General features: G+C 54.6%; 25 protein-coding genes and 1 pseudogene. 11 read left to right on the plus strand and 15 right to left on the minus strand.

Annotated elements, in window-relative coordinates; all coding sequences use genetic code 11:
• The first annotated feature begins 55 nt into the window (after positions 1-55).
• Entirely contained in the window at positions 56-1,165 is a 1,110-nt protein-coding gene (locus ACZ0AZ_RS26405; protein ID WP_129999643.1) for an HlyD family secretion protein, read from the plus strand.
• Positions 1,162-2,754 carry a DHA2 family efflux MFS transporter permease subunit gene (locus ACZ0AZ_RS26410; RefSeq protein WP_463570608.1) on the plus strand — a complete coding sequence of 531 codons (1,593 nt, stop codon included), beginning with the start codon at positions 1,162-1,164 and terminating at the stop codon, positions 2,752-2,754. The genes ACZ0AZ_RS26405 and ACZ0AZ_RS26410 overlap by 4 nt, the downstream gene beginning before the upstream one ends.
• Before the next feature lie 116 nt (positions 2,755-2,870).
• Here ACZ0AZ_RS26410 and ACZ0AZ_RS26415 read toward each other — a convergent pair whose 3' ends face one another.
• Complete coding sequence (locus ACZ0AZ_RS26415) at positions 2,871-3,311, minus strand: carboxymuconolactone decarboxylase family protein (protein WP_016775423.1); 441 nt, start codon at positions 3,309-3,311, stop codon at positions 2,871-2,873.
• Between the two features lie 189 nt (positions 3,312-3,500).
• Here ACZ0AZ_RS26415 and ACZ0AZ_RS26420 point away from each other — a divergent pair, with 189 nt between their 5' ends.
• The gene (locus ACZ0AZ_RS26420; protein WP_463538467.1) at positions 3,501-3,848 is read left to right on the plus strand and encodes a hypothetical protein; all 348 of its coding nucleotides are present in this window, start codon (positions 3,501-3,503) and stop codon (positions 3,846-3,848) included.
• 160 nt (positions 3,849-4,008) lie between these two features.
• Here the strand turns inward: ACZ0AZ_RS26420 and ACZ0AZ_RS26425 are convergent, their stop codons facing one another.
• The gene (locus tag ACZ0AZ_RS26425; protein ID WP_463538468.1) at positions 4,009-5,577 is read right to left on the minus strand and encodes a sensor domain-containing diguanylate cyclase; all 1,569 of its coding nucleotides are present in this window, start codon (positions 5,575-5,577) and stop codon (positions 4,009-4,011) included.
• Positions 5,578-5,819: 242 nt separating this feature from the next.
• On the opposite strand from ACZ0AZ_RS26425, the gene ACZ0AZ_RS26430 reads away from it, so the two are divergent.
• The gene (locus tag ACZ0AZ_RS26430) at positions 5,820-7,241 is read left to right on the plus strand and encodes a ComEC/Rec2 family competence protein (RefSeq protein ID WP_052269118.1); all 1,422 of its coding nucleotides are present in this window, start codon (positions 5,820-5,822) and stop codon (positions 7,239-7,241) included.
• Positions 7,242-7,292: 51 nt separating this feature from the next.
• On the opposite strand, the gene ACZ0AZ_RS26435 is transcribed toward ACZ0AZ_RS26430, so the two are convergent.
• Complete coding sequence (locus tag ACZ0AZ_RS26435) at positions 7,293-7,958, minus strand: ribonuclease T2 (protein ID WP_039760675.1); 666 nt, start codon at positions 7,956-7,958, stop codon at positions 7,293-7,295.
• A gap of 164 nt (positions 7,959-8,122) precedes the next feature.
• Between ACZ0AZ_RS26435 and ACZ0AZ_RS26440 the strand changes: the two genes are divergently transcribed.
• From ACZ0AZ_RS26440 to ACZ0AZ_RS26450, 3 genes are all read left to right on the plus strand, one after another.
• Complete coding sequence (locus ACZ0AZ_RS26440) at positions 8,123-8,593, plus strand: hypothetical protein (RefSeq protein ID WP_039760677.1); 471 nt, start codon at positions 8,123-8,125, stop codon at positions 8,591-8,593.
• Positions 8,594-8,716: 123 nt separating this feature from the next.
• The gene (locus ACZ0AZ_RS26445) at positions 8,717-9,988 is read left to right on the plus strand and encodes a hypothetical protein (protein WP_039760680.1); all 1,272 of its coding nucleotides are present in this window, start codon (positions 8,717-8,719) and stop codon (positions 9,986-9,988) included.
• Between the two features lie 109 nt (positions 9,989-10,097).
• The gene (locus ACZ0AZ_RS26450) at positions 10,098-10,883 is read left to right on the plus strand and encodes a transporter substrate-binding domain-containing protein (protein ID WP_310406570.1); all 786 of its coding nucleotides are present in this window, start codon (positions 10,098-10,100) and stop codon (positions 10,881-10,883) included.
• 141 nt (positions 10,884-11,024) lie between these two features.
• On the opposite strand, the gene lepB is transcribed toward ACZ0AZ_RS26450, so the two are convergent.
• A complete protein-coding gene (gene lepB / locus ACZ0AZ_RS26455) occupies positions 11,025-11,819 on the minus strand; it encodes a signal peptidase I (protein ID WP_039760685.1) in 795 nt (264 codons plus the stop codon).
• 647 nt (positions 11,820-12,466) lie between these two features.
• Between lepB and ACZ0AZ_RS26460 the strand changes: the two genes are divergently transcribed.
• The 3 genes from ACZ0AZ_RS26460 (at position 12,467) to ACZ0AZ_RS26470 (ending at position 14,089) form a co-directional block, all read left to right on the plus strand.
• Positions 12,467-12,685, plus strand: a complete 219-nt coding sequence (locus tag ACZ0AZ_RS26460; protein WP_463538471.1) for a hypothetical protein — start codon at positions 12,467-12,469, stop codon at positions 12,683-12,685.
• A 39-nt stretch (positions 12,686-12,724) separates the two neighbouring features.
• Positions 12,725-13,270 carry a hypothetical protein gene (locus ACZ0AZ_RS26465; protein ID WP_463570605.1) on the plus strand — a complete coding sequence of 182 codons (546 nt, stop codon included), beginning with the start codon at positions 12,725-12,727 and terminating at the stop codon, positions 13,268-13,270.
• A 225-nt stretch (positions 13,271-13,495) separates the two neighbouring features.
• Positions 13,496-14,089, plus strand: a complete 594-nt coding sequence (locus tag ACZ0AZ_RS26470) for a hypothetical protein (RefSeq protein WP_463538473.1) — start codon at positions 13,496-13,498, stop codon at positions 14,087-14,089.
• Between the two features lie 37 nt (positions 14,090-14,126).
• Here ACZ0AZ_RS26470 and ACZ0AZ_RS26475 read toward each other — a convergent pair whose 3' ends face one another.
• The 5 genes from ACZ0AZ_RS26475 to ACZ0AZ_RS26495 all read right to left on the minus strand — a co-directional run bounded on the left by ACZ0AZ_RS26475 (position 14,127) and on the right by ACZ0AZ_RS26495 (position 21,089).
• Complete coding sequence (locus ACZ0AZ_RS26475) at positions 14,127-14,825, minus strand: hypothetical protein (RefSeq protein WP_463538474.1); 699 nt, start codon at positions 14,823-14,825, stop codon at positions 14,127-14,129.
• A gap of 283 nt (positions 14,826-15,108) precedes the next feature.
• Positions 15,109-16,002, minus strand: a complete 894-nt coding sequence (locus ACZ0AZ_RS26480; RefSeq protein ID WP_463538475.1) for a DUF2971 domain-containing protein — start codon at positions 16,000-16,002, stop codon at positions 15,109-15,111.
• A gap of 505 nt (positions 16,003-16,507) precedes the next feature.
• Entirely contained in the window at positions 16,508-18,973 is a 2,466-nt protein-coding gene (locus ACZ0AZ_RS26485; RefSeq protein WP_463538476.1) for a tetratricopeptide repeat protein, read from the minus strand.
• 420 nt (positions 18,974-19,393) lie between these two features.
• Entirely contained in the window at positions 19,394-20,671 is a 1,278-nt protein-coding gene (gene umuC / locus ACZ0AZ_RS26490; RefSeq protein WP_463538477.1) for a translesion error-prone DNA polymerase V subunit UmuC, read from the minus strand.
• Complete coding sequence (locus tag ACZ0AZ_RS26495) at positions 20,664-21,089, minus strand: LexA family protein (RefSeq protein ID WP_034154886.1); 426 nt, start codon at positions 21,087-21,089, stop codon at positions 20,664-20,666. Before ACZ0AZ_RS26495 ends, umuC begins: the two co-directional genes overlap by 8 nt.
• Before the next feature lie 95 nt (positions 21,090-21,184).
• Here ACZ0AZ_RS26495 and ACZ0AZ_RS26500 point away from each other — a divergent pair.
• Positions 21,185-21,867: pseudogene (locus tag ACZ0AZ_RS26500) on the plus strand (SOS response-associated peptidase family protein).
• Positions 21,868-22,368: 501 nt separating this feature from the next.
• Here ACZ0AZ_RS26500 and ACZ0AZ_RS26505 read toward each other — a convergent pair.
• The 6 genes from ACZ0AZ_RS26505 to ACZ0AZ_RS26530 all read right to left on the minus strand — a co-directional run bounded on the left by ACZ0AZ_RS26505 (position 22,369) and on the right by ACZ0AZ_RS26530 (position 26,623).
• Positions 22,369-23,163: a DNA adenine methylase gene (locus ACZ0AZ_RS26505; RefSeq protein ID WP_463538478.1), complete on the minus strand. Its 795-nt coding sequence runs from the start codon at positions 23,161-23,163 to the stop codon at positions 22,369-22,371.
• 149 nt (positions 23,164-23,312) lie between these two features.
• Positions 23,313-23,855: a lysis protein gene (locus ACZ0AZ_RS26510; protein WP_463538479.1), complete on the minus strand. Its 543-nt coding sequence runs from the start codon at positions 23,853-23,855 to the stop codon at positions 23,313-23,315.
• On the minus strand, positions 23,837-24,400 hold the full coding sequence (locus tag ACZ0AZ_RS26515; RefSeq protein WP_463538480.1) for a glycoside hydrolase family 19 protein: 564 nt from the start codon (positions 24,398-24,400) through the stop codon (positions 23,837-23,839). The genes ACZ0AZ_RS26510 and ACZ0AZ_RS26515 overlap by 19 nt, the downstream gene beginning before the upstream one ends.
• 49 nt (positions 24,401-24,449) lie before the next feature.
• A complete protein-coding gene (locus ACZ0AZ_RS26520; RefSeq protein WP_463538481.1) occupies positions 24,450-25,499 on the minus strand; it encodes a phage late control D family protein in 1,050 nt (349 codons plus the stop codon).
• 97 nt (positions 25,500-25,596) lie between these two features.
• Positions 25,597-25,803, minus strand: a complete 207-nt coding sequence (locus tag ACZ0AZ_RS26525) for a tail protein X (RefSeq protein WP_463538482.1) — start codon at positions 25,801-25,803, stop codon at positions 25,597-25,599.
• A complete protein-coding gene (locus ACZ0AZ_RS26530) occupies positions 25,778-26,623 on the minus strand; it encodes a phage tail protein (protein WP_463538483.1) in 846 nt (281 codons plus the stop codon). Before ACZ0AZ_RS26530 ends, ACZ0AZ_RS26525 begins: the two co-directional genes overlap by 26 nt.
• Between the last annotated feature and the right edge of the window lie 2 nt (positions 26,624-26,625).

The following is a 26,625-nucleotide window of genomic DNA, read 5'->3' on the forward strand; positions in this document are numbered from 1 at the left end:
TTACTCGCGTCATATTACAGTCGTAATAATGAGTCACTTCCTCAGGTACGACGCCATGACCAGCATGCTTTCCCCCGATCCTGTTCCGGTCAAGACCAGGCCTGCCCTGTTCAAACGCCTATTGATCTGCGGCAGCGTTTTGCTTGCGCTGATTCTTGGAGGCATTTACGCCGTGCACTGGTGGGGCAGCGGGCGCTTTCTCGAAGAGACCGACGATGCCTACATCGGTGGCAACGTCACGGTGATCGGGCCGAAGGTCGCCGGTTATATCGACGAGGTGCTGGTCGGCGACAACCAGTCGGTGAAAGCCGGCGATGTGTTGATCCGCCTCGATGCCCGCGACTATCGCGCCAATCTGGCCAAGGCTGAAGGCGCCGTGGCTGCTGAAGAAGCGCTGCTGGCCAACCTTGACGCCACCGAACAATTGCAGCACGCCGTGATCGGTCAGGCCCACGCAGGAATCGATGCGGCGAGCGCGGAGACGGCGCGCTCACGGGACGACAACACGCGCTACAAGCGGCTGGTGAGCAGCAACGCGGTGTCGGTGGAAAGTGCGCAGCGCGCCGACGCCACTTTCAAGACCGCACAAGCCCTCAGCGCCCGCGCCCAGGCCGAACTGCTCGCCGCACAACGGCAATTGGCAGTGATCGAAACCCGCAAACAACAGGCTCGCGCCGCTCTCCAACAAGCCCGCGCCGAACGCGATCTGGCCCAGTTGAACCTCGGTTACACGGAACTGCGCGCCCCCGTCGATGGGGTAATCGGCAATCGCCGCGCCAGGGTTGGCGCCTATGCCCAGGCAGGTTCGCAGCAACTGTCGGTGGTGCCCGCCAGGGGTCTGTGGGTCGATGCCAATTTCAAGGAAGACCAATTGGCGCGAATGAAGCCCGGGCAACGGGTGAGCATCCGCGCCGACGTACTGCACGGCCAGGAATTCCACGGCCACCTCGACAGCCTCGCTCCCGCCACCGGCTCGCTGTTCAGCGTATTGCCGCCGGAAAATGCCACCGGCAACTTCACTAAAATCGTTCAGCGCGTGCCCGTCAGAATCGTTCTGGATCCCGCCGACAGCGTGCTCGGCCATCTACGCCCGGGCCTGTCTGTCACCGCTGAAGTAGACACCCGCGCCGCGCCTGAAACCACCGCCGTAGCCGTCGCGCCATGAGCAGCAGCGTCGCGGCTCCTGCGCAACCCTTCAACGCGGCGGACATGAGCACGGCGACCAAAGTGTTTGCCTTCGCAACGATGTGCATCGGCATGTTCATCGCCCTGCTGGACATCCAGATTGTCTCGGCGTCGCTGCGCGATATCGGCGGTGGCTTGTCCGCCGGCACCGACGAAACCGCGTGGGTGCAGACCAGTTACCTGATCGCCGAGATCATTGTGATTCCATTGTCGGGATGGCTGTCGCGGGTGTTTTCCACGCGCTGGTTGTTCTGTGCCTCGGCGGTCGGTTTCACCCTCGCCAGCCTGCTCTGCGGTCTGGCCTGGAATATCCAGAGCATGATCGCGTTTCGTGCGCTGCAAGGTTTTCTCGGCGGCTCGATGATTCCGCTGGTGTTCACCACGGCGTTCTTTTTCTTCACTGGCAAGCAACGGGTGATAGCCGCCGCGACCATCGGCGCGGTGGCTTCGCTGGCGCCCACACTGGGGCCGGTGATCGGCGGCTGGATCACTGACATTTCTTCGTGGCACTGGCTGTTCTACATCAATCTGGTGCCGGGCATTTTCGTCGCCGTGGCGGTGCCGATGCTGGTCAAGATCGATCAGCCGGAACTGTCGCTGCTCAAGGGCGCGGACTACCTGAGCATGCTCTTTCTCGCGCTGTTTCTCGGCTGCCTGGAATACACCCTTGAAGAAGGGCCGCGCTGGAACTGGTTCAGTGACCAGACGATTCTCACTACCGCGTGGATCAGCGGACTCGCCGGGTTGGCCTTCATCGGCCGTACGCTGCACGTGGCCAATCCGATCGTCGATCTGCGTGCGTTGAAGGATCGCAATTTCGCCCTCGGCTGCTTCTTTTCCTTCGTCACCGGCATCGGCCTGTTCGCGACGATTTACCTGACGCCGCTGTTTCTCGGACGCGTGCGCGGCTACAGCGCGCTGGACATTGGCATGGCGGTTTTTTCCACCGGCGTGTTCCAGATTCTGGCGATTCCGCTGTATGCCTTTCTCGCCAATCGCATCGATCTGCGCTGGATCATGATGCTCGGCCTCGGCCTGTTTGCCTTGTCGATGTGGGAGTTCAGTCCGATCACCCACGACTGGGGCGCCGGGGAGTTGATGCTGCCGCAAGCGTTGCGCGGAATTGCCCAGCAACTGGCCGTGCCACCGGCGGTGACGCTGACTTTGGGGGGACTGGCACCGGCGCGGCTCAAGCACGCGTCAGGGTTATTCAACTTGATGCGCAACCTCGGTGGTGCGATTGGCATCGCTGCCTGCGCGACGATTCTCAATGACCGCACCAACCTGCACTTCACCCGGTTGGCCGAGCATCTGAACAGCAGCAATGAAGCGATGAATCAGTGGCTGTCGCAGGTCGGCGGCAACTTCGCCAACCTCGGCCAGAGCGGCGATACCGGCGTCACCGCCAGCCTGCGGCAGCTGTGGCTGGTGACGTATCGCGAGGCGCAGACGCAGACTTATGGCGATACGTTTTTGATGATCATGGTCTGCTTCATCATCGCCACGGCGATGGTGCCCTTGATGCGCAAGGTGCAGCCACCGGCGGCGCCGAGTTCACAAGCACATTGAAGATTCCCTTGTAGGAGTGAGCCTGCTCGCGATAGCGGTCTGTCAGATAGCAAACATGGTGACTGACCTACCGCTATCGCGAGCAGGCTCACTCCTACAGGGGATGTGCGTGGGACTTAAGCCTGGGGCAGTTTGCGGAAGCCCACCGCCAGGCGATTCCAACCGTTGATGGTGTTGATCGCCACGGTCAGGTCAACCAGTTCCTTGGGCGAAAACTGCGCAGCGACTACTTCATAGTCTTCGTCCGGCGCGTGAGTCAGGCTCAGTTGCGTCAGTGATTCGGTCCACAGCAGTGCGGCACGCTCACGCTCGCTGAAGAACGGCGCTTCCCGCCATGCCGTCACGGCGAACAGGCGACGCGGGGTTTCGCCGTCTTTGATGGCGTCGGCGGTGTGCATGTCGATGCAGAATGCGCAGCCGTTGATCTGTGAAGAGCGCAGCTTGACCAGTTCGAGCAGGCTCTTTTCCAGCGACAGTTTCGAGACGGCATTTTCCAGCGCCATCATCGCTTTCATGGCATCAGGGGAAGCGGTGTAGAAATCGGCACGAGGTTGCATGGTGGGCTCCGGGGTAGCGATTGAATGTGTGGCTACGTTAGTCCCCGGGGGTGGTTCGGCAAATAGCCAATATTGCAGAAGAACGGTAGGCCACTTGGCGCAGCGATTGACCGCTCGTCACTCGACTGGCACCAAGGCTTGGGCGCGCAAGACCAATATCAGGTAATCCCCTTTATCAGGAGACGTACCATGATGACGCGCAAACTCACTTCGTTATTGTTGGCCGGCCTGCTCGCCACGGCATCCGCCGCCAGCTTCGCTGCCAATGACAGCACCGATGCGACGGGCACCAAGTCCGGCGGCGCCAGCAGCTCGACCATGCCGCCAGACAACACCCCGGGCTCGCCATCGGGTGGCAGCGGTTCTGGCGCAACCAATAACGGCACCGGCACTGGTTCGGGCATGGGCACCGGCACAGGCACGGGCACGGGCACGGGCACCAATGGCGGGGCCAGCGGCTCGGGTTCCGGCGCGGGTGGCGGCACCGGTTCAGCCGGCGGCGGTACAGGTGGCGCGGGCGGTGGCACGGGCGGCTGAACGAACAAGAGCCATCCCAGATAGTCTTGAGTCCATCACGGACCAATGTGGGAGCGAGCCTGCTCGCGAAAGCGGTGTATCAGTCAACAAACAGGGTGACTGACATGCCCTCTTCCCGAGCAGGCTCGCTCCCACTGCTGATTTATGTTGATTGAAAGAATCAGCGATCCGACCGCATCAGTTCGGCAAAACCTTCTTCCGACGCATACACCGCCGCGCGATTGCGCCCGGCATTTTTCGCCTGATACAACGCCGCGTCCGCGCGCTGGATAAACACCTGCGGGCTGTCGTTGCCGTGCGGAATAAACGCATAACAGCCCAGGCTCACGGTGAGATAGCCGGTCGGCGAGCCACTGTGGATGATGTGCTTGTCGATCACGCTGCGCCGAATCTGCCCGGCAATCGCCAGCGCACCGTTGATGTCGGTGTCCGGCAACAGCACGGCGAATTCCTCGCCGCCGTAACGCACCGCCAGATCCGACTTGCGCTGGCAGCAGGTCTTCACCACTTGCGCCACTTGTGCGAGACACTGATCGCCGGCGACATGACCAAACGCGTCGTTGTAACGCTTGAAGAAATCGATATCGAGCATGATCAGGCTGACCGGACTGACCTGACGCGCGCCCCGGGCAAATTCGATATCCAGCGAGCGCTCGAACAAGCGCCGATTGGCCAACCCGGTAAGGCTGTCGTGGGTGGCGATCTGTTCCAGCGCCAGCTGAGCCCTGCGTAGATTTTTCTCGATACGCTCGCCGTCGCGCACCTGATGAATGAATACCCAGCCGAACAGACCAATGCCCAAAACAACCAGCGCGACGATCACGCTGGACTGAAATGCGCGCTCGTGCCAGCCCCGCAAAATCGTGTCTTGCGAAGTCGCGGCAGAGACCACCAGCGGATATGAGGCAAGCTGCCGATAGCCATACAATCGTGTCACGCCATCGACCACGGAATTGAGCATCGCCGTGCCGGCGTTAGCGTTGGGCAGCAGGGTTTGATAGATCTCGCCGTGGGCCACCGAGGTATTGATCAACGCCTCGTCAAAGGGCCGTCGGGCCAACAAGGTGCCGTCGGTCAATGCCAGAAACATGATGCCGCTGTCATCGAGGCTGAAGCTTTTGAAGAACTGATCGAAGTACGACATGCGGATGCCGGCCATCAGCACGCCCTGAAAGTTGCCGAGCTGGTCGTTGACGCGTCTGGAAATCGGAATGATCCACTCGCCGTTTTCGCGGCTGCGAATCGCCTGGCCGATGTGCGCAACCGTCGAAGCATTCTGCTGATGGAACTTGAAATATTCGCGATCGGCCACGCCATTGCCACGGGGTAGATTGGGGAACGACGTAATGACCCACTGCCCTTCGCGATCGAAGAGAAAGATGCCATGCAACTGATCCAGTTGCTGCGCGCGGCGGGCAAAGATCCGCTGCAACCGAGGTCGCTGCGCCGCCCCGTAACCATCGTCCTGAATCCAGTCGACGAGGCTGGTCATCACCAGATCCGCTGCCCGCACAGTGTCTTCGGCCTGCTGCGCCATGGCCCGGGTCAGGTTGCCCGAAGCCATCTTCGCCACCGCCAGATCCTGACGCCGTGACTGCTCCAATTGCAGGTACAGAAGACCGCACAGGCAGAGGCTCACCGCAACGATAAACAGCACCGCTGCTTTGCGAAGCGGCAAGCGTTTAAGGGTGCCGGGGGCTTGATGCGGATCGTGAATAGGGATTGGCAAAAGCATGTCCTGGGCAGGTACGACTAGGGCGTGAGCCCGAAACCCTTATTTTTGTGAGCGTAGTTCATGGACAGTATCGAGGCAATTGAAGGCACCTACGGTATTGCAGTCAGCTCCATCACCCCACGAGAACGTTAGCGACCTGTATCTCCGCAACTTGACCTGTTAAAGTCAAAAACTTTCAAAAAGCAATGGCTACAGGCCACCATGCAGCTCTTACCGCTGACCTCAAAGGACTGAACGTGAACCGCTTTCTTGAACAACTTGATGACACGCCGCCATTCGATTTCAGCAACTATTTGGCTTACGGCAAGATCGATGACATTGAGGCTATTCCCGGCGAACCCTCTTTCGCCATGGCGTGGTTCAACTTGATCGCCATAAATTCACTATACAAATGTGGATTGCAGCGCAAACATCACGTTCAAGTTCACCGCGAACTTGCGAGTTTCGATGAGAATCCATACGAAGAAGCGGTGATTTTCCGCATAGAAATAAAACTCCATGTTTCTCGGGAGTACTCATCGCTAGACGAGTTTCTGCTGAGTCATCAGGACAAGTGGTACATATTCAAAGTCCGCGATCCCGGCAAACAAAACGGGAACTCGAGGCTCTACACCAACCTCTTTACTACGTCGATTCCGAGTCAGGTTCGTTTCGACCCGGTGGACCCGGACCACCAGAAAATGCTTAACCGGGAGTTTTCTCTCGACACCGCCGAAAAGATCAACATGGTCGAGTTACAGCATCTGATCGCCCAATCGACCCCAGGCCCACAATTTCTGGCTGCATTTGACGTTGGCCAGGGCAACTCCAACGCCTTGATCAGTGACTCCGGGGGGGCTTGTCCAGACATCTACTTTGATGTTGGTGCCGCTGTCGGCCCCAACAAAAGTTCAAAACCGGGTCTGATTGATTTCTGCTTTAGCAAACAACCGCTCATCATCATGTCTCATTGGGATCATGATCACTGGGCAGGTGCTTGTCCGAAGGAAAACAAGGACAGCGACGCGCTGAAGATGAACTGGATTGTGACCAATCAAATCCTTGACCCCATCCACAAGACCTTTGCTATGGAGGTAATCAATAAAAAAGGCCGCATCAGAGTTCTCGACATGCCAGTGGGAGATATTGGTCAGGCTGTTTTGAACAATAAGATGTCCATCCGATTCACTCTGGGCAATGGACGCACGCGCAACGATTCCGGGATTGTTCTTTCCATCGAGAACAATGACCCGGACTTCCCGGCCTGCTGGCTCTTGACCGGCGACTGCGACTACAAATACTTCCTCGACAAATTAAAACCACCACCCGCCGTGGCAGTCATAGCACCGCACCATGGCGCTAATTTAAAAGCTACCGGCACTGTACCGATACCTGTGCAAAGTGGTTACCGGCGTCTGGTTTATTCATTTGGCAGGGGTAACAAATACAGGCATCCAACTCCCAAGTCAGTAGAACGGCATAAGAATGCGGGCTGGGATGTCGGAACCTGGTCGACCGCCCCTGGTGGCTGTGTGAAGACAGCCGATATCTGTGCAACCGCCGATAATGCCGTTACCGGATCATATCGAGGAGGCGTGCTAATCGGTTGGGAGGCTCTGACATCGCCTTTGCCAAACTGCCTCGGATGCAGCTGTAACACCACGCTGGTCAACCACTGAGTTATCAAGCCGCATAAAAAACAGGCGTCCCGTCGGACGCCTGTTTTCTTATCACCGCGACGGCGGAACTCGAATATCCCCCGCCCGGCACTGAGTCTTCACACCCTTGCCGCACGCGCCAAACTGCAAATCCTTGCCCATGCACACGCGCACTTCCGCCAGTTCCGGGCCACTGCAAATGACGGCGATGCCATCGGCCGGGATCCCCGGGTTGGCCTTGCGGAACAGGTCAGCAATTTCCTGGGCTTCGAAGTAATAGGAGGAGCTGAAGGGTTGCAGCTCATCGGGGACTTTCACCGCCGCCACCGCTTTGTCCGCTTCATCCAGATAACCCATCGCGCCGAGGCCGCTGCAGGTGCCGTGCTTGGACCATTCGTGGTCGAGCAGTTTCTTGGTCGGGAACAGCGTCAGACCTTTGCTGGTTTGCGCCGCGTTCAACGTGGTCAGCGGCGGGCAGGATTCCGGCCAGCCGCCCTTGGCGTATTGCGGCCACAGGCCGTGCAGCACGAAGCCGTAGCCCTTGCCCGTGCACTGCGAGTCATCTTTATGCGTCAGGCAAAAGGTCGGCGACCAGGACAGCGTCAGCAGGTAGTAATCGAACACTCCCGCCACCGATTCCGCCTGGGCTTTGCTTGACTGTGATTGCCGCGCCGAACTCAAGCCGATGCTACCGGCCATCAGCGCAATCACCGCCAAAATTGTAAACAGCTTTTTCATGTACCCACTACTTGGGACGCCTGCGTCCATGGTTTTCGATCCTGACCGACTTGGCCAGCGCTGATTTCGACACGCTTGTGTTGCAGGCGCATGACGCAAGGCAACGTCGTACACCGTTGAAAGGTCTACGATTAACAGGCATACATCAAACCAAGGGATCCGAAATGAGTAAAGCAGACGAACTCGCCGCCAAACTCAAGCAAACCCGGCACACCCATGCCGATGCCGCGCTGGAGATCGATTGCTGGCCGGCGCAGGTGTACGACTTGTACCAGCGCATCGAAGCGTGGCTGCAACCGGTGACTGAGGTTGGTTTGAAGATTCGGCGCAATCCCACGCACATCTGCGAAAGCTCCCCGGATGGCGAAAGCCACGATTACGCCATCGACCAACTGGTGATCGAAGCCAATGAGCGAAGCCTGACATTTGATCCCATTGCAAGGTTTACCGAGGATGGCGCCGGGCGGGTGCAGATCAACCCGTCAGCCACGGACACTTATCTGCTGCGTACAGTGGATGAGCATGGTGAGAGCCATTGGTGGATGCAGTCGATTGAAACCGGCCAGGAGCTGGATGCCATCGCCCTGACCGAAAACAATCTGCTGCAGGTGGTGCAGGAAGGATTGGGGCTTTAAATTCGTTCCATCACGATCAACTCAGAAAAACAGACCAATTGCATTGAATGGCCGGATTTCTAAAGAAATCTGGCCATTTGTCGTTACAGAACCACCAATCAAACCCGATGGAATCTTGATCGCATGGATGCTTCGCCCGCACCAACGTTTACGCAGTTCTTCAAACGCAATTTCAAACGTATTCTTGACTACTGGAGCCAGATCACCGTCACTCTGGGCTTTCTCGGCGCGGGGTTGGCAATCCTTGGGCTATACGTCTACACCCGGGCAATTGGTCGTACTGACCTTTTCCTGGCAGGCAGCGATGCCAAGTCAGCCCTTGCTATCTGGCTTTTACTGATCGTGCTGATCATGGTGGGCTACCTTGGCGTACTCTCCGCCAGTGCATGGTTCTACGGTATTACCGTATCGATGTTCGAAAAAGTGCCAAAAAGGCACAAACAGATCGCTACCTATTTGCTGCTTCCTTTGTGTTTTGGCTTTTGTACTTTCATTTTTCTACTTTTCAAGTTCTCGAACACATTCAGCGCCGGAATTTCGATGCTGTTTGTTTTTTCCATGACCCTGCTGGCCTATTTCGCACTTTTCCTGTTCAAACACTTTCGAAAGATTTTCAACAAAAACACCCGACGAATGGGAGGCTGGAAGAAAAACGGTTTCCGACTCTTGATCGGTGGCATGATCGGCTTAGCCGTTCTGTGTGCGTCACTCCCCACATTGCTGATCCTCGAGACCTACGTCGGCGATGATAATGCGCAGGCGGTAGTGGTTGTCGGGTTGTTTTCCCTCGGCACACTTATTTTCAGTCTCGTCCCGATTTTGATTTTTTATATCAGCAGAGGCCATGTCTTTGCGCGTATCGCTTATGGAGTCGCAACAGCACTGGTTCTGTTCAGCGGGTTTCTTCTTTTATCGCCAGGTGCAATGCCAAGCATCACCTACGCAGCTGCTGGAAATCTGGCGATTCGTCAACCACCGGCGCGATTCATACTTGACGAAAACATCAGCCTGGACGATCTGGATAACAGACTGTGGCGAACCACACTCAATGAAAAACAAAAGATCGAGGTCACGGCGTTTCCCTTGTTCACCTTTGGCGACATCTTGCTGTTGTGCAGCAGAGACCTGCAGCGTTTGAACCTGTATGAATTGCCTCGCTACACACACTTTTGCATCGCCACACGTAACAGCAAGGTCACTCAGAAACCGTTGCGTCCAGGGCTTGCGCCGCTACTCAGCTGGCAGCAGCGTGCTGAACACATCGTTGGCTGGCATCACTTGCGCTCAGCCATTCTCAAACCGATTCACCTATCGCCACAGGTCCTCCAACTCCAACGCCGCATTGAGCAGTTGGCTGAACCTGTCAAAACTGTAATCCCCTACTCAGCCAACTGAATGCTGGCGCTGGTGGCGTTGCCCGGTACGTTGAGTCCGGGCGCGGGATGACACCCGAGAAGGCCTTTCACTACACTGGGCCACCTTCCTTCTCAGAAACCCGATCACAATGACAATGCCAAAAACGATGATCCTCTGCGGCCTGCTGACCGTGGCCGCCGTCGCCCACGCCGAGCTAAGCACTTCGCACCTCGACAGCATCCAGCAACAAGGCCAGTTGCGCGTCTGCACCACCGGCGACTACAAGCCCTACACCTTCAAGCGCAGCGACGGCGACTTCGAAGGCATCGACATCAGCATGGCCCGCTCACTGGCCGACAGCCTCGGCGTCAACGTGCAATGGGTGCAGACCACTTGGAAAACCTTGATGCCCGACATGCAGGCCGGCAAATGCGACATCGGCATGGGCGGCATCTCGGTCACACTCGAGCGGCAGAAAAAAGCCTACTTCAGCAACACCCTCGACACCGACGGCAAAATCCCGCTGGTGCGCTGCGCCGACCAGTCGAAATACCAGACCATCGACCAGATCAACCAGCCCGACGTGCGCCTGGTGGAACCGGCCGGCGGCACCAACGAAGCCTTCGTCCACGCTTTCCTGCCCAAAGCGCAACTGGCCCTGCACGACAACGTGACGATCTTCCAGCAACTGCTCGACAACAAAGCCGACGTGATGATCACCGACGCCTCGGAAGCGCTGTATCAGCAGAAACTCAAACCCGGCTTGTGCGCGGTGAATCCGCATCAGTACATGCAATACGGTGAGAAAGCGTACTTGCTGCCGCGCGATGACATCAGCTGGAAACTGTATGTCGATCAGTGGCTGCATTTGAGCAAGGTCACTGGCAAGTATCAGCAGACGTTGAGCGAGTGGATTGCGGTGCCGGGGCAGTAATGGTTTTCGTCGTGCAGTACGCCGGAGCTTTGATGATTGAGGCTGCTGCCGATGCTGTTGCCGCCGTACTTCAGTGTGTTGGTGTTATGGCTTTCCGGCGATGCGCAATCGCCGGAGAAGCAAGTGCCTGCAAGAGCCCCCTCAAGGGAAAACCGTACCGATCCTTGACCGGTCTTCTGACCACCAAATCCCGGTGACTATGCCGGTGATGTCATCAACTTTCACCTGCCCCATGAATCGACTGTCATTGCTGCTATCGCGGTTATCGCCGAGCAGATAGACATGATTCTTTTCGACCAGCGTTGGCGCAGTTTGCATATAACGACGGTTCTTCACCCGCTCTCGCGGAGCAAAGAACAGTCCCAGGTTTTTACCATTGAGAATGACCTCCCCGTCGACTATCGACAAGGTATCGCCCCCCACAGCCGCAACGCGTTTGACCGCTTCGGTACCGTTGTAGCGATAGACCACGATATCTCCCACCTGCGGCGAGCCGATGCGCAGGTTTGTGACGATGTAATCGCCGATAGACAGAGTCGGAACCATCGAGCCGGAGGGAATGAAGTAAGTTTTGAATCCCAACGTTGCAGTTCTCAACGGCCCCAGCAATACAAGCGTGATCACGATAAGAGTCGCCACATAAAGCACATGGAATCGAATGCCAGGGCTAGTCACCGAAGTGTCGTTTCTGCGCGCCAGCATCGCCGCCACAGTCGCAGAACCCAGTTTCACTAGTACGGCGAACACGACGCCAGCATATAGCCCTATCGGAGTAGTCGTTAATCCGCAAACCCCCATCAGGACAACGCCGATATAAAGCAGAGCGGCAATGCGCACCGCCCATTTGACCTGACCGACGTAGACCAGCCCCCAGCCGGCCACCAGACAGGACATGACGAACGCTTGCAGTGGGCGCTTTGGCGAGGTGGCTTCCATGACGGACTGATCCTGAAAAAAAACGGATGCTACTGAATTGCCATTACTCAGTCCAGTTGTCCAACGGGCATAGGCGTCGGTGCAGCGTTAAACAAGATCCGCCAATCAGCCGGAGCGTTCGCGTCCGGCCTGAGCACATAACGCCGCTGTACGGATCTTTGCCGTTCCGTAATCCTGATAAACTCTTGCGCCTTCGCCTTCTTGATTCCAGATTCCTCACATGTCCCTACACCCCGCCCCACTCTCCCGCCGTTTTTCCGTCGCACCCATGATGGATCGGACGCACTGATCTTTATGCCCCCGTAAATAAGGGCCAAAGTGACACATTAAAAAAGCCTGTACCAGTTGCGTACCAGTAAAATTTATTCATTCGACGATCCCGTTTTTCTTCCCATCTCTTTAGCAATTTTTAAGCAAGCGTTTTCGCCTCCAATCTGGACACTGCTGATACTGTCAATAAGACGGTTTTGAGGCAGGCTCGAGGTTCGGCGCTTTTCGTGTCGTTTAGTTCTGCATCCATGGCCGGGACTTAGATTTGACTGGGGCGCTATTTGGGTGCGGAAAAGGGGCTATGAGTGCGTATCTTGGCTCCTCACTGCGCCGCATGAGCTAGGCTTTGCGAATCCCTAATTTCCAGGATGGATCGCATGCCCGATAACTCAGCCTCCAACATCGCCACTGCTGATGCGCTGACATTGCTTCTGCACAACCAGCATGCCCTTGGTGCAGCGATCGAAGAGATCACCCATTGGATCTCAGGGACTGGCGCAGACGATGTTGCCGACAACGCCGTCGTGGCCCTGGAAACATTGGACAGAAATGCACAAGCATTAACAGATGCGATCCTTCGAGTACGGCAGTCTTAGGGAGTCGCCCCATTAGGCACCAGAAAGGGTTGGCAGAACATGGAAGGCTATATTCGGTTCGACCGTTTTATTGATCTGGAAACATCCCTCGAGCAACTTCTTGCTCAAATTCAAGGGGCGCCAATGACTGCAACCTGTTGGAAGTGGTCGCTCATCGCTGCTCATTCTGCCCTGCAAGGCGCTGTATGCATTGCGCTTCGAGGCAGCGCAGGTTTTGAGACGTGGAAGCCGAGTCACCTCAAGAAGTGGTTAGCGGCGTATGAAAACAGTGAGGATTTACCTGATCCACAGCTCGACTTCTTTATGGAGCTATTCGACAGACTATTTGGTAAAGACTCCGGAATAAATCGGGACTTGATAAGTTGGCTAAATGAGTCCAGAAACAACTTTGTTCACTTCAATACGGATCAATTTTCCATAGAGCGCAAATCTATTGTTGATGCAATTGATGAGTCAGTATCCGCGATGATTGCGGCACCGGAACGCAGCAAGGGGATTTTTTTCTATGAGAAGCCGCAACCCGAGCGGTTTAATGCGCTCTGCCAGAGCATACGCGCGAGGCTTAAGATGTTAGCGGATGCCTGACGATAGGTTTCAGCCGACGTCATATGCTTCGCCCTAGCTTCTTAGAAGCGCGATGATCGCTTGTGGCCGATTGCTGTCCATCGCGAAAGGCTGAAAACGGCCAAAAGCAGACGGACAGTACCAGTGGTTTAACTCGACAGCGAATGCTCAACGCGTGCGACTTGGAACCTAAAACCAATCTCGCATAGGTGATAGTCTGTCTCGCAGCCGACATGGAGAAGAAAGATGAGCTTTGACTGGCAAGTATTATGGCAGAATGTTTGCGAAACCTTGTCAAAAGAGGCGGCACCAGCATGGGTTCAAGCCATCGGCTCAATCTTGGCATTGATAATTGTATTCTTAGTTTCAAAAATACCCGTCAATTATGCTGCATCCGTGAAACGTAAAACCATTTTTGCTATTGCAGAAGCGGCTCATACGCATGCATGCAATATTCGTAATGCGATAGACATGATGGATTGGCCGTCAGGCAATAACTATCAGATTTACAGCGTTTACAACAAAGTCGTAATTGAGGGTGTCGTCAAGGCGCTTCAAGGGATTCCTATGCATGAGCTTGGGTCTAGCAGGGCTGTAATCGCCATGCTCAGCCTAACCGACCAAATGGTGTTTCTTGGCTCCGCAGTGGAAACGCTCCTAGAAGGACCACACCAGCATCCGGGGATTTCCATAACTTTACAAAGCATCGCTCTGGATGATCATGCGCAGCGTCAAAAAATATGTGCTACAGGGTTTTCAGTTTTACAAGCTAACGCTAGAGTGCATTTGAACCAAATAGACAAAGACTACGAATCACTGAAGGACTCGTTAAAGTCATAGAGCAAACTAGAAATCAGGTGTAAACGTATTCATCCTTCTAGAGGGGTGCTATAATATTTTTGGCAACCATCTCGTCTAATACTGATTGCGGTATCAGAGGCTCGTTAGCACCCACCTGATCTGCCAAACTCAGGAACCAGTCATATTTGTCAGAGTGCTGTGGAAATCGGACTTTCAATTGCTGGACTCGGTTTTTTGCGGATTTGAACCATGCCATGTTGAATGGATTGACCAGATTAAACCCATCATAGTGCAAAAGTGGCGTCATGTACGGACCGTGAGAAAGTCGAGCTACCCACATACCAAGCGGTATTTCAACTTCAGGTGATAACACGACGGCAGGAACCTTTGCCGTAGATTCGAGGCGTACAGCCTTTACCAGAGCATCACTGACGACAAATAGATTTCCGTTTGCCCTGTCTTCCCAGTACTTACCATAGGCGATGCCACCTCTTATTAACCAGTTCTGAGTAAGTGTCGCAAACCAAAGGCTTTGTACAGCGTAAAGCAGCGGAGGTAACTCATCGCACACGATGAGAATCGAATCCGAGTACATAGATACTTTAGCTTTCTGAGGGAATGGCCAATCGGATATGCGCTCGCTGAATTCTTTGTAGAGGCTTATGGTTTCTTCAAAGGCGTTTTCTACGGCATGGGAAAAACCGAGTACGTCACAGAAGGCAACGTACTTATTTGGAATGACTTTTTCGTCGAATGACGGATCTAAGTGTTCCACTGGCATGCACTCGATTGTGAATAAGAAAACGCTACTCAACCCAAGATAGTCGAGCTGTAGCTTTATGCACCATCGGCATCGCGAATGGCGAAGGCATGCCTCAAGTCAAACGTCCGCTTCTGGCCGATCTGTGTCATTCGAGGAGGGCAGAAAACGGCCATGAGCAGTCATTCGCACTTTGGACTATCGAGACCCATAGCAGGCCGCATTTCGAGTTTTATAAAAAGCAGTATTTATAGTTATTCAGTCGTCGGTAAATGGCATCTTTCAGTATAGAGATTCGCTATTCATTATTAAAATTGGTCAATTCAAAACCCGTGGAGCCTTTCTTGATTTTTTCTAATCCGACGTGAGCGAAATGGCTGCTATTGTTCAAAATCCCTACTAATTCGCTGATTGTTTGCTCTTTTGAATTAAGGCCAACAATGACTTTTGAAATTGCCTTAGCCGGGACATCAAATAACGACACATCATCACCGGATGGGGTTTTAAATTTTTTGCATGCTGCATCTAATGGTAAGAGCATGCGCCATTCCTGTTCGTATTCCCAACTTTTACTTTTCAGGACAAAAGTATCAAACGGCATGTCCATCATTGTGGCACTTGGCTGCCTATCAGCATAAACCACTCGACGCAGGTGATAAAACTCATCCTTGTCAGATCGACGACCATTGAAAAAAGGATGCGCAGTATCGAACTCCAGCACAAACCCTGTTGAGTTTTCTGCATAATTTGCCCACATAGGGGGAGATACAGGCGTTGCGCTCAAGCTCAAAATACCAATTGTTTTATTAAGACCTTCATAAAGTTTATTTTTTAATTTTGATGTTAATGGTGCTATGTAAGTTCCGTGAATGCTATTGATTTGTTCCGAATTGAAAATTTTTGAGGTGAATTGCTCAAGCATATGAACAAGCTGGTCTTCCGGTAATAGTGCAAGCAAAGCTTTCTGTTCATCTGGGAGGCTGTTAATTGCTTCTAATGAAATTTCATGTTTATCTGCTTTTTCGTAGTACTCTCGAAGCTGTTGAGTTGACAAGGCCTCACTGAATAGCAGATTAAATTCGAATGGATCATTTAGCGCGGATGGCTGAGTAAATCGTATTGTCAGATTCTGTAATACGTCAACTCTAGCAGAAGGGATGTATTTGTATAGTTTCTTTGGTGGCAGGTCCATGGCATCTACACGCTTCAAAAATTAAAGACAATTAAAATATATCATACAGAAGAATATTTGGCCGGAAGCAGCCGGATATGAGTGACCAGTTCTGGCCGATACGGCCCCTCGTGGAGGGAAGCAGTCGGCCAGAAGCGGACATCGGCAAGCGACCGCCTACGGCCAGAATCAGACATCGGCAGCGACCGCTGTCGGCCTAATGCTGCCCATCACAGCGGTAAATATTGACCTAAAGTGTCAAAAAAAATGCAGACACTGTTTGGAAGTCTTCGTTGCTACGTAAAATCTGCAAGCACTTGGCTACTCAGCAGATCAGAAATTTACGCGAGAAGCTGCCGGTAGTAACCCCGCATCGCCTCCAGATTGGAAGGATACTTTTCCAGCTCGGTGAGTTGTTCAAGTCAGGTGATCGCAACTCCGGCTTTCACAGCACAGGTGGCCGGCAGGGTGTCCCTGTTTTTGGGTAAGAAGAGCGCCAGCGCTAGCATGGCGCTCTGGCGCGATATCAGTTTATAGAACTGTTGGCCAATTTTGTTCGCTTGCCTCGTACAACAGCCAGTTTTGCTTTTGTCAGTGCGTAGTATCTTTGGATGTCTCGCTGATATTTTATGCTGTACCCGCCCTGATTTGTGTTCAATTTTTGTGCCTGAATCAGGAACTCTTCGGCAGCTTCGAGGAGTTCAATCTGCTGTGTGATCTCAGACTCATCTCGGGTTTGGTGAAATCGTGCAATAGCCTTTCTCAATAGGCAAAAAGATCTTGTGCGCCCCTTCTTGCCAGCTCTATCGATGCTGTCGTCACCAAGTTCAAGATTCCCCAGACGATAGTTTGCCAGCGCCAGGCCGACCCAGGCGTCACAGTTATTTTCGTCAAGGTCGACTGCTGTCTGAGATAGCTCTCGAGCATACGTCGCGTCGCTAGTTTTATTCAGGACAACCCACGAAAAGCGGTCATGAAGTGCCGAATTTAGAGGGTCGTCGGCGATAGCTAGTTCATACATTTCCAAGGCTCCAGGGATATCGCCTTTATCTGTCGCGACTTTAGCAGCTTTAGCATACTCACTGCGAAAGGCCTCAGCTACCCGATCTTGTCGGTACTCTTTTTCAATTTTGGCTCGTTCCAAAACATACTTGTCAGTATTTTCGGCAATGCTCTTCAGTCTTGCCTTTTCCTCCGGAGATAGGCGGCTAAATTGTTGAAGGAAAAAGCGTTTTGCTAGATCAACCAACTCGATCGTATAGGTCTTTCCATAATCTGTTGTAACCGCGAAGTGGGTCTCTTCTAGGCCCAGTTGAAATTCCACATGTTGAATCCCGACCTCTTGACATGCTTTGCTTATGAAGGCCTTGTCCAGTGGTGAGGAGGCATGAATCAATACCAGCAGCACATCTTTCTGAAGGCTGTTCATTCTGACCCAGGCATCTTCGTACAGAAAATCAAGAAGCTCTTCGCTCGATTTTTTTAGGAAGTGCTCGACCGCAAGGTCAATACCCTGTCCTGAATGCGATATGTATTTTACGAGGGCCTCCAGCAAAAGAGGTTTGCGCATGAGTTGCTTGGCTACCCTTCGGAGCTTGGACTCTCCTGCTTGCAGGATTGGTTTTGCTTTATATTCCGTGGCGAGGCGCTGCATAAGGCTGACACACTCGGCCTCGGTAAGGCCCTCAATAACGATCGGGGTGGCTTCAAGAAACTCGCGCCGACGTGAGGTGATGACCAAGCGTCCGATCAGCTTCCCTACCTGCTTGAAAAAGGCTCCGAGTTCGCGCACTTCTTGCTGGCTTGTGGCGAGTGTTTCAGTATTGTCAAAAATGAGCAAGACATCGTCTCTGGAGAATTTTTGCTCTTTTAAGACAGTTACCGCTTTGTCAATTATTTGCCGTCCGGATATTACGTACCAGTCCTGCGACAATATTGGATAGAAGCACCGCATCAGTTCTCGAATACACTCATCCATAACGGGAGAGATGCTGGTAAAATGCTCAAGACCTTTTTCTGACCACTTTGTCATTTTGGCCGTGTGGTAACTGATTATTGTGGGGATGGGTTCATCTAGGTTATGGAGGCCTTCAGCAAGCTGATTGAGAAACTCAATCGCAAGGGTCGTTTTTCCGTATCCCCCATCGCCATAAATAAGGCAGTAGCGAGAGTCTTTATCATCCAGCCAATCCTTGATTTGCGCCAGTTCAGTACCGCGGCCTTCGAAGGTATCTGTCTGGCGCACCGGGATATTGTTGAAAAATGAGTAGTCTTTGCCGTTAGAGACAATCTCTGAGAGAGCATATTGGCTAGCGGGTCTGATACTAGTTGTTGAAAAGGCATTATCGTCGGGAACCAGGAGAGTGACCTCCTCGGAGCTTATATTGGAAAGAGTTTGGCCTTTGAGTTTCCAGATCCCTTGCTTAGGTGCGACCCCGAGGATTACTAAGGCGAATCCATTGTATATCAGCGGAGTCGTGACTTTTGGTTCGCCAGCGATCCTGGTAAGTTGCAGTAGGTCGTTGCCATTGCTGGACGGCAGGATGTTGGAAAATACCTGCATACAACTCTCAATCAGCTTCTCCGTTTTTTCCGACCAAAGTGTGCTAAGGGCTTTATCGAGAACTCCGTGCGCTTGACGCCTGTTTCTAAATTCGACCCATTCGATCAAGGCTTTTGACACAGGAGTCTGGACCCCGCGGATGAGTTCGAACCATCCAGATAAAAATTGTTTATCAAAGTGAGCCCGTACGAAGGGCACTAAGTTGTCCAGGATTTGTAGGGGAAGGCCATCCGATGGCTTTTGAAATCTATCCGCTAACTCTGCCAAGTCGCTTTCGTCATGCGGCGTAAAGTTTTTTGTTATTTCAAATGTACAAATAACTGCGGTTTGCAATATTGAACGCAATATTGAAGTCAGGAACGTTAGCTTTTCTGTATGGTTGTCAATACTTAAGGCTTTAGAAAAGCTCTCTTGATAAATCCGTTTCATGGCTAGTCCTTGCTAAGGTTGTAGACTGTTTTTACGGCGCACAAAAGCACTGGCTGTTAGTTATACTGCAAACGTTGACTACCAGTATTGATGCGGCGCGCCAAGGACTATCATCATCTTTTTTTTGATTGGCGGCAAATTTTGAGGACGAAGGTGGGACGGGGGCTTGCCTCTCCTATCTGAAAACGGGCTAGGGTTGCGAATGCCTATTGTCCTGGATGCCAGTCATGAGGACAGGGGGAGAGCTTGTCTGATAAGTGACACTTGAATTCCTTCGGATCTTCTAGTGTTATGTACGGTTATTTCGCTTATCTAAAAGCGCAACAAATACGACGCAAAATATTTCAATATAGATAAATTAATTAACCGCTCAGCCCACTAGACATATGATGTCTGCTCTTGGCCGAAAGCAGACGTTCATTATCTACAATTAATCGTCCACAATTGATCCAGGCGCGTCGTATAGCTCTGGCTCATCATCTCCCGCCGCATGCCCCAGTCCGGATTCCTCGGCACACTGGCGGAGCGGAGCGTCCCCCTGCCCCACCGTCCATTTATTTCGTCCAACACCGCCATCACCCTTGTCGCGTCAGTGGGCTGAGAAATGGCGAACAGATCGTCCGTGTATTCACCCTGTTGGCATAAATTCAGCAGGAGAACTTCCGCTTTGCTGTAACTGAAACCAGGACGGAACACGCAGTCTAGTGCGTCGACGGCCGCCGTCGTTAGCAGCCGAACGTCATCCGTTGGATAAGGTAGATCGATCACGACACCGTTTGCGTATTTAGCCTCATCGGGGTTGAACATTCCGGTGCGTATGCTGACCCGAATCTTCTTGCACAGCGACCGCTGCGCTCGGAGCTTTTCTGATGCACGCATCATGTATGTCGCCACTGCCTCCTTGATTGGTGGCAGCTGCGTCAGTCTTTTGCCGAACATCCGGCTGCAGCAGATCTCTTGCTTGGGCGGATCTGGCTCATCCAGCTCCAGGCACGGTGTACCAGCCAATTCCCGGGCAGTTTTCTCGATCACTACACTGAAGTTTTTTCTCAACGTCCACGGGTCTGCTTTGGCCAGATCCATGGCGGTCTTGATCCCCATGCCGTCGAGGTGCACTTTCATGCGGCGTCCTACTCCCCAAACCTCCGCTACGTCCGTGTTACGCAGCACCCAGTCGCGCTTGATTGGGTCGCAGATGTTCACAACGCCACCGGTTTGCCCCTGCAGGCGTTTGGCGGTGTAGTTGGCCAGCTTGGCCAAGGTCTTGGTGCGCGCGATACCGACACCAACAGGTATACCCGTGCAGCGCAGTACCTGGCTGCGGATCTTGCGGCCGAGGCCGTCCAAGTCATTGATGCCGGTGAGGTCGGCGAAGGCTTCGTCAATGCTATACACCTCAACGGCCGGAACCATCGACTCAATCAGGGTCATGACGCGTTCGCTCATGTCGCCGTACAACACGTAGTTCGAGGAGAACGGGACGATGCCGTGCTGCTTGAGCTTATTCTTGATCTGAAAGTACGGCTCGCCCATTTTCACGTAGGGCTTGGCATCGTAGCTGCGGGCGATGACGCAGCCGTCGTTGTTCGAAAGCACCACGATGGGCACCTTGGCAAGGTCAGGGCGAAACACGCGTTCGCAACTGGCGTAGAAGCTGTTGCAATCGATTAGGCCGAACACCGGCGTTACTTTAGACATGGCTGCGCACGCTGCCGATGATTACGCCCCAGATGGCCAGCTCGTCCCCTTCCAGCACATAGCGTGGTGGATACTTGGGGTTCTCCGACAAAAGGATCACATCCTTTCCGCGGATGCATAGTCGTTTGCACAGCGGATCGTTGTTCAGCAGCGCCACGACGATGTGACCATGGGCCGGCTCCAGCGAGCGATCTACCACAGCCAGGTCGCCGTCAAATATTCCTGCCCCTTGCATGCTTTCGCCAGTGATTTTCACCAGGTAGACATGCGGGGCGCGGATGTTCAGCACCTCATCCAGGGAGATGTGTGCCTCAATGTGATCCGCCGCCGGCGAAGGAAAACCAGCCGGTACTTGGAACAGACATAGAGGCAGCTTCCGGCCGACCTCTGCAATACGGCCTAAAATTGAATAGCTCATGACGCACGACTTCCGACACTGTACGAATGTACAGTTAACTTTCAGAAGCGCTTGCGGTCAATTTTTGTAGGAGATATCTGATAGGCGGGCGAGCTATGTGCGGACGACTTTCACAATACGACGGTATCCACGACTTTATGGTGGCGCTGAGCATTCCTAACGCGCTGGTTAATAAAACAGGCGACCAGCCCTTTGAGCGCTACAACGCAGCTCCCATCACCCAACTGGCGATTTTTCATCAGGAAGGTCAGTACCTGCACGCCGACCTGGTCCGTTGGGGATGGCGTCCACACTGGGCGAAGGACCGCGCAGCCCCGATCAACGCCCGGGTAGAGAAAGTGGCCCACGGCCCATTCTTCCGCGCAATCTGGCCGCACCGGGCAATTATCGCGATCAACAACTGGTTTGAGTGGGTCGATGAAGGCGGCCCAAGAAGCAGCCCTACTTGATTCGCCGTCGAGAACGCGTGCCGATCCTCTGCGCCGCAATTGGACAGTATCCCAATGCCGAACATCAACCAGCAGAGCACGACGGCTTCGTGATCATCACGGCGGACAGCGCTGGGGGCATGGTGGATATTCACGACCGGCGGCCTGTGACACTGTCACCGGAATAGGCTCGAGAATGGTTAGACCCGGCCACACCCAAGGACCGTGCCGAGCTGCTGGTGTTGCAACAAGGCGAACCTACAGAAACTTTCGAATGGTTCAAGGTCGACCGAGCCATTGGCAATGTGCGCAATCAAGGGAGGGGTTTGCTAAATCCTAAAGAGGAATAGCGCTTAATAGTTACTTTCGGACCCTCCCGGCTAGTCAACCACCTTTATTTCGTCATTTCGTCATTTCGTTAATTCGCTAATTCGCTAATTCGTTAATTCGTTAATCCATCACTTAATAAATATCCTTTGGATATCCTTTGGATATCCGTTGAGTATCCTTTAGATATTAATAGTTGCAAAAGCACTAGTGCAAGGACGAAGATATCGCCTCCCATACACCTATTGCCCTATGACAGGGTGCCGTTATACACCCATTGCCCTATGACGCACTCCTAGGCCTGCGTAACGAGTTGATACTTGACGAGACGCGACAATTAAAATTAAGGTGCCACCTAAGGAACTTATAGCTGCAACATCAAACGGCACCTTCCAGCGCCGCGACCTTACTTACCTTACGAGAAGCCAATGAAATACATTAGCTATGCGCGTCTGTGCCTAATTTTCGCAATTGAGTTTATTCGACTGCTTCAGCTTCTCGTTAAGAAATTGCCATGGTGATAGTTAAAACAACCCGCCCAGTGATTCTGGCGACCAGTTCATGATCACCAGCTCGCCGCTCACCTCAGCTTTGCCTTGCCGCTGGTTGGTATTTGAATAACGGATGTCCAACGTCTCGAAGTGGAAGCCCTCGAACACGCGGCGGATGTCGGGATGGTCATTGATACTGACCATCACTTTGCCTTTACAGCGGCGCATGAAGTCGGCCATCCGCTCGTAGTTTTCGAACGGAAAGTCCACTCCGTAGCCGGCGGTCTGCCAGTAAGGCGGATCCATGTAGTGGAAGGTATGGGCGCGGTCGTAGCGTTCAGCACATTCAAGCCAGGGAAGGTTTTCGACGTAGGTGCCGGACAGGCGCTGCCAAGCGGCCGAGAGGTTTTCCTCGATCCGCAGCAGGTTGATGGCCGGGGTAGTCGTCGCCGTGCCGAACGCCTGCCCAGAGACCTTGCCCGCAAAGGCGTGGTGCTGCAGGTAGAAGAATCGGGCAGCGCGCTGGATGTCGGTGAGGGTTTCGGGGCGGGTCATTTTCTGCCATTCGAACACCTGCCGAGAACTGAGCGCCCATTTGAACTGGCGCACAAATTCTTCGAGGTGGTTCTGCACGACGCGGTAAAGCGTGACCAGATCGCCGTTGATGTCGTTCAGGACTTCGACCGGCGATGGCTGGGGCTTCATGAAGTAGAGCGCGGCACCACCGGCAAAGACTTCGACGTAGCATTCGTGTGGCGGAAAAAGCGGAATGAGGCGGTCGGCCAGGCGGCGTTTGCCGCCCATCCAAGGGATGATAGGTGTAGACATGAAAGCAAGACCTTTACTGTATGGATAAACAGGTGCTAGGCTCGCCGCGCTTTGTGCACGGAGCAAGAGCCTTGGCTGGACTTGCAGGGATCATCTGCAGGGACGGCGGTCGATCCGGATGTTGACGCATCCGGACCGGCCGCTCTTTTTCACTTCGGTGTTGAGACTTCTTTGGCGTATACCTGACAGGCCGCGAGGGCGATTAGCCCCCGGTCGCCGTCATCGGTGACGCCGATAATTCGTTGAGCATGCGCTGGGTCAAGTTCGGCTCTTGTGGGGCCATGAACCACGCCGCCGGTGGCGGTGGTGGCTGACAATGATCCGTTGCCGGCGCCGGTGGTGGCGTCGAGTAGGACTGACAGGCGCAGATCAGCAGTGGCAAGGCGGTCGCGCAGGCGACCTTGATCACGTTGGGCATCACTCAAGGCTCGGTAATGGATTTGTTCGCTGGTAGCCAGGCGCTGCTCGAGCGCGAGGCGTTTGTCCTGTTCGGCACGCTGCTGATCGGCCGAGGCCTGATTCAGTTGGTTAAGAATTTCGGTGTGGAGTCGGGCCTGCTCTGCGAGCTGTTTGCCGTAGCGCCAATCCTGGACTTGCCAAGTAATGGCCGCGGAACCACCGACCAAAACGACCAGCAGCACTCCTTTCGCCAGCAGCCAACATGGCGCCGGGATCAGTTCGCCGAAATGCATAGCACTGCCCTCGCCCGCCCCCACAACTCCAGCCGATCCTGCAGGCCATTGAGACCGCCATTGATCCTGCGGGTAATCGTGTTGAATTCATTTTGATCGGCCAGCGCGTTCAGCCCATTCACTGACCAGAACCATGCGGCCGACTCGGCGGCCCACTGCGGCAGCTCCAGGAGCTCAGGCGTGCGCAGCAATCGCTCATCACTGAACAGCGCCAAGCTGCAGCGCAGGTAGTTGTCGTGGCCGGTGACCTGGATCAGGCCGCGACCACGATAGCGCTGGCCATCACCATCCGCTGCCGGGGTATTGCCCAGTTTCGCAGCCAGGTTGCCGGTGTCGTATTTGCTCAGGTACTGGTCGCCGCCCAGCTCCCGGACGTAATGCAGTTGGCCCGACTCGTGACCGACTTGCGCCAGAAACGCGGCTTGGCGCTTCGGCGTGTCGATCTGCCGATGGGTCATCGCTGCGTTGAGCGCGGAAACGAAAACGCCCGCTTGGCGGCGGGCGTTGGGCATGATGCTTTGCAGCTGTTGTTCAGTGATGGACATACAAACTCCAGACGTAAAAAAACCGCACTCAGGCGGCGATGGAATGCGGCTATTGCTTCTCGATGTTCACAACCTTGAGTGGTGGTTTCGGCCCTTTCTTTTTCTTGCCCTTGGATTTACCGGCTTTGCCGGCGTTGCATTCGACCGTGGTGGACCAGCCAGACTGGGTGAACACCTGCTCGACCGAATCCGCCAGGTATTCGCCATCAAGCCCTACCTTGAAACCCTGAGCGATGATGGGACGCTCGGCGAAGATGTCCGTGCGGCCGGGCATTTCAAGGCGCACATCGGCGGTCGAGCGATTGAACGCCGACAAACGTGCCTTGGCCGCCGCTTCAGCAGCGCCTTTGTCAGGGTAGATATGTCGGTCGGTATGCACTGCCGGCAGGCCATCCGGAGCGTCATCATTGTCGATGGTGACCACCGCCAGCTTGCCGTTCTTTTTGTCCTGATGCTTGGTGGCCACCGCCTTGTGCGAATTGCGATCGCCGAGACTGAATTGCCAGCGGCTAAGGTCAATGCGGGTCAGCGTGATAGCGCCAAATGCTTTGCCGCTGGCCGTCTGGCCACCTTGGCGCGGCATCACCAACAGCTTGCCGTCGGCCACCTTGGCCGTGCAGTCGTATTGCTTGGCCAGACGGGTGATGAAATTAAAATCGGACTCGTTGAGCTGGTCGACCCGGGAGACCTTGGTCGACACCGGACACACCGGCGTCCAGCCATTGCGCGCGGCGACGTCAGCCACGATCTTCGACAGCGGCACGTCTTCCCAGCTTCCGCTACGAATGGTCTTGCCACTGCCACGCATGTCGCTGGCCTTGCCCTTGATCACGATCGTGTCCGGCGGGCCTGATACCTCGACCGTGTCCACGGTGTAACTGCCCATGCGTGCCAACGTCGTTTCGGCATAGCCCAGGTAGATCTCGATTGAGCTGCCACGCCGCGGCAATTGCACTTGTCCGTCACGGTCGTCGATGCGCAACTCAAACTCGTCGGACTCCATGCCCGGCTTGTCAGAAGTGCGCAGCAATAACAGCCGATCATTGATCTTGGCCGTGACGTCGGCCCCATCGGCGACAATTCGAAACATCGGAGTCATGGTTTTTTCCAATAAAAAACCCGCACAAGGCGGGCCAGAAAAACAAGGTGTCGTTACGCGTAACGCGACGCGGTGCCGGCGAAGGCATCGCCCCAGGTCAATCCCACAAGCTGACGCCCTCATTGGTCGGGCTGGGCAGATTCGGCAGGACGATAATCACGCCCGACCGAAACGGCTGAGGTTCATCAGCCAGCCCCTGATTGGCATCGAGCACGGCCTCGACGCTGCCATTCAGATGGCCGTAAACGTTGTTGCAAATGACATCGAGCATGTCGCCGTCAGACGTCCTGCATGTCGTCGCCATAACGCTCAAACTCCAATGTAAAACCCTGTTTGCGCGCAATCCCGCCGTGCAGCAGCGCGGACTGTTCCTCGTTGATGTTTTTCAGGCACCACGTCCCGATCACCTCGCCATAGCCCGTGGTCAGGGTCAGCGGTTGCAGCCTGGCCCCGATGGAACGCAACGTGTCGAGCTGCTTTAATCCGCCTTTGAAGCCTGGGTAGATCGTGCCCTTGAGCGTCAACTTTTCATCCCCCATACCGATGGCCTGCTTTGCCGGCCGGCGCGTCAACCGCTCCTGCGAAGCCCAACGGAATTCGGTCGAACGGCTCAGCTCGTCGAACGCTGCCGTGTCCAGGTTGAAGTAATACGGCTCAATCTTCGGATCGCGCGGCTGAATGATCATCAGGTGCGGGAACGGTTTCACCGCCTCCGGTGCCGGCGTGGCTTCCCCGGCAAAGGAACTGGTGGGCACGATGTTGGCCAGCGACGGGCTGACCTTGCCGGCGACGTTGTTGATCGCCGTGGCTGCCTTGCCCGCCTGTTCCTTCAACGTGCCCAGCCGATCCTGCACTTCAGCCGCTGCCCGGGTGGCGCGGCCGTACACCGCCACCACCTGACCGACCTTGGCTTGAGCTGCGTCGACGCCGCGCATCACCCGCTGAAGTTTGGCGCCGATGGTGGGACCGACAAACGGGATGTTTTCCAGCTCGGACGCGGCGCCGGTCAATTCGCGGATCGCACCGTTGACCGGGGTCAGCATGCCGTCAGCACTGCGCCGCCCAGTTTCCGCTGCCTCGACCAGGTACTTCAGGCTCGATTGCATTTGCTCCATGTAAGCCATGA

The sequence above is a fragment of the Pseudomonas sp. AC239 genome (assembly GCF_979258545.1).

Coding starts and splice junctions, on each gene's coding strand:
- ACZ0AZ_RS26405 (WP_129999643.1), top strand. CDS start 56: ATGACCAGCATGCTTTCCCCCGATCCTGTTCCGGTCAAGACCAGGCCT.
- ACZ0AZ_RS26410 (WP_463570608.1), top strand. CDS start 1,162: ATGAGCAGCAGCGTCGCGGCTCCTGCGCAACCCTTCAACGCGGCGGAC.
- ACZ0AZ_RS26415 (WP_016775423.1), bottom strand. CDS start 3,311: ATGCAACCTCGTGCCGATTTCTACACCGCTTCCCCTGATGCCATGAAA.
- ACZ0AZ_RS26420 (WP_463538467.1), top strand. CDS start 3,501: ATGATGACGCGCAAACTCACTTCGTTATTGTTGGCCGGCCTGCTCGCC.
- ACZ0AZ_RS26435 (WP_039760675.1), bottom strand. CDS start 7,958: ATGAAAAAGCTGTTTACAATTTTGGCGGTGATTGCGCTGATGGCCGGT.
- ACZ0AZ_RS26440 (WP_039760677.1), top strand. CDS start 8,123: ATGAGTAAAGCAGACGAACTCGCCGCCAAACTCAAGCAAACCCGGCAC.
- ACZ0AZ_RS26445 (WP_039760680.1), top strand. CDS start 8,717: ATGGATGCTTCGCCCGCACCAACGTTTACGCAGTTCTTCAAACGCAAT.
- ACZ0AZ_RS26450 (WP_310406570.1), top strand. CDS start 10,098: ATGACAATGCCAAAAACGATGATCCTCTGCGGCCTGCTGACCGTGGCC.
- lepB (WP_039760685.1), bottom strand. CDS start 11,819: ATGGAAGCCACCTCGCCAAAGCGCCCACTGCAAGCGTTCGTCATGTCC.
- ACZ0AZ_RS26460 (WP_463538471.1), top strand. CDS start 12,467: ATGCCCGATAACTCAGCCTCCAACATCGCCACTGCTGATGCGCTGACA.
- ACZ0AZ_RS26465 (WP_463570605.1), top strand. CDS start 12,725: ATGGAAGGCTATATTCGGTTCGACCGTTTTATTGATCTGGAAACATCC.
- ACZ0AZ_RS26470 (WP_463538473.1), top strand. CDS start 13,496: ATGAGCTTTGACTGGCAAGTATTATGGCAGAATGTTTGCGAAACCTTG.
- ACZ0AZ_RS26480 (WP_463538475.1), bottom strand. CDS start 16,002: ATGGACCTGCCACCAAAGAAACTATACAAATACATCCCTTCTGCTAGA.
- ACZ0AZ_RS26485 (WP_463538476.1), bottom strand. CDS start 18,973: ATGAAACGGATTTATCAAGAGAGCTTTTCTAAAGCCTTAAGTATTGAC.
- umuC (WP_463538477.1), bottom strand. CDS start 20,671: ATGTCTAAAGTAACGCCGGTGTTCGGCCTAATCGATTGCAACAGCTTC.
- ACZ0AZ_RS26495 (WP_034154886.1), bottom strand. CDS start 21,089: ATGAGCTATTCAATTTTAGGCCGTATTGCAGAGGTCGGCCGGAAGCTG.
- ACZ0AZ_RS26505 (WP_463538478.1), bottom strand. CDS start 23,163: ATGTCTACACCTATCATCCCTTGGATGGGCGGCAAACGCCGCCTGGCC.
- ACZ0AZ_RS26510 (WP_463538479.1), bottom strand. CDS start 23,855: ATGCATTTCGGCGAACTGATCCCGGCGCCATGTTGGCTGCTGGCGAAA.
- ACZ0AZ_RS26515 (WP_463538480.1), bottom strand. CDS start 24,400: ATGTCCATCACTGAACAACAGCTGCAAAGCATCATGCCCAACGCCCGC.
- ACZ0AZ_RS26520 (WP_463538481.1), bottom strand. CDS start 25,499: ATGACTCCGATGTTTCGAATTGTCGCCGATGGGGCCGACGTCACGGCC.
- ACZ0AZ_RS26525 (WP_463538482.1), bottom strand. CDS start 25,803: ATGGCGACGACATGCAGGACGTCTGACGGCGACATGCTCGATGTCATT.
- ACZ0AZ_RS26530 (WP_463538483.1), bottom strand. CDS start 26,623: ATGGCTTACATGGAGCAAATGCAATCGAGCCTGAAGTACCTGGTCGAG.